The 1,659-nt window shown below is 35.0% G+C and carries 2 protein-coding genes and 1 pseudogene; 1 reads left to right on the plus strand and 2 read right to left on the minus strand.

Annotated features, from left to right (window positions below):
- A partial coding sequence (locus BD31_RS09300; RefSeq protein ID WP_008301671.1) for an ammonium transporter occupies nt 1-724 on the minus strand: 724 nt, incomplete at its 3' end.
- A gap of 116 nt (nt 725-840) precedes the next feature.
- Here BD31_RS09300 and BD31_RS09305 point away from each other — a divergent pair.
- Complete coding sequence (locus BD31_RS09305; RefSeq protein ID WP_008301669.1) at nt 841-1,170, plus strand: P-II family nitrogen regulator; 330 nt, start codon at nt 841-843, stop codon at nt 1,168-1,170.
- Nucleotides 1,171-1,404: 234 nt separating this feature from the next.
- Here BD31_RS09305 and BD31_RS09310 read toward each other — a convergent pair.
- Nucleotides 1,405-1,659: pseudogene (locus BD31_RS09310) on the minus strand (P-II family nitrogen regulator); the annotation flags it as partial.

Raw genomic sequence — 1,659 nt, forward strand, 5'->3', positions numbered from 1 at the left:
ATGAAGCCATATGAGTAACAATTACAGTATTGCCAGCAACACCGCCTGAGGCAGACAATGCACTACCTGCATTAAATCCAAACCAACCTAGCCATAACAAAGAAGAGCCTAATACAGCCAACGGTATACTGTGAGGAATCATAATTGCAGGACCATAGTGACGTCTTTTGCCAAGAACCAATGCAGCTGCTAATGCTGCCATTCCCACACTTGTGTGAATTACAATTCCACCTGCAAAGTCAACTACACCAAGTTGTGCCAACCAACCACCACCCCAAACCCAGTGAACAAGAGGGTAGTAGATGAGCATTGACCATGCTGCGATAAATATGATAAATGAACTGAACTTCATTCTTTCAGCAATTGTTCCTGTAAGTAACAGAGGAGTAATTGCTGCAAACATTAATTGAAATTTAACAAACAAGACACCAGGGATTGTAGGAGCGTATTGATCTAACGGCGCATCAGATGGAACTCCTTTCAGAAATACCCAATCCATATTTCCAACTAACCCCATAGAAGAAGGACCAAATGACACACTGAATCCAAATACAAACCACATGACACTCAAAAGTGCCAGACCAAAGAAGATTTGCATGAAAATTGAAGCTGCATTCTTTTTTCTTAAAAGTCCAGATTCAAAAAGTCCCAATGCAGGGATCATCAACAGCACAAGACTTCCAGCTACAAGCATCCATGCTGTATCTCCAGAATCAAGTACCATTAAATAAAATATTTAATTAAAATTAATAAGAATGACTATGATTGATTAGCAATTGATTATCAAACAATAATCAAAATCAAAAATTATATTTGTATGATGATCTCATTTGTAACTAAATGCTCAAAATAGAAGTTATACTTGGCGAAAACGATGTAATGGCAATTAGTGAAGGATTAAAAGAAATTGGCATCGGCGGTCTCACAGTATCCAAAGTTAGAGGAAGAGGAAAGAATCCAGGACCGGAAATTCATGCTTCGAAAGGAAGTGAAATTTTTACGCCTCAATTTAATGACAAATATAGAATGGAGGCAATTATTGCAGATACACAAGAGGATGAAGTGATAGCCATAATCAAAAAGAATGGCAGAGTAGGCAAAATCTTTGTGTCACAAATTTTACGAGCAGTAGACATTGCATCAGACGAAGAAGGAGAATCCACAATCTAAAGAAATGAACTTAAAATCCATACGCAAAAGTAAGTTATTTCATAGAGAAAAGATGCAACAACTTCAAGGTAAAGATTATCTAAAAATTGCAGCAATAGTTGGAATCATAGTAGTGCCATTAATTGTCGGTTTAATCCTATGAAATTATCAAAGATTACAATTGCAAAACTAACACTTGCAGTAATTGGAATGACATTAATTGGATTGTATTTGTTTTTACCAGTTATGTGATTGTTAAAAATCACCAAAGTTATTTTCATAAACAACGGTAGGATTTTTTAGTTGTTTTTCTAATGTAGGGATAGATTTCATAATACAATAGTTTACAAAATCACTGAAAGACTTTATCCTATAGTCATCTCGAAGTTTTTCTTTATTTTCTTCATAAAGGATTTGCAATTTCTGTAAAGTGAATTTTTGTAACGGAATTAATCTACTCCGTTTAGGCAAATGTTTTGATTTGAATTGTTCATCCATAGAAATCTCCAA

The sequence above is a fragment of the Candidatus Nitrosopumilus salarius BD31 genome (assembly GCF_000242875.2).
GTDB classification, from domain to species: domain Archaea; phylum Thermoproteota; class Nitrososphaeria; order Nitrososphaerales; family Nitrosopumilaceae; genus Nitrosopumilus; species Nitrosopumilus salarius.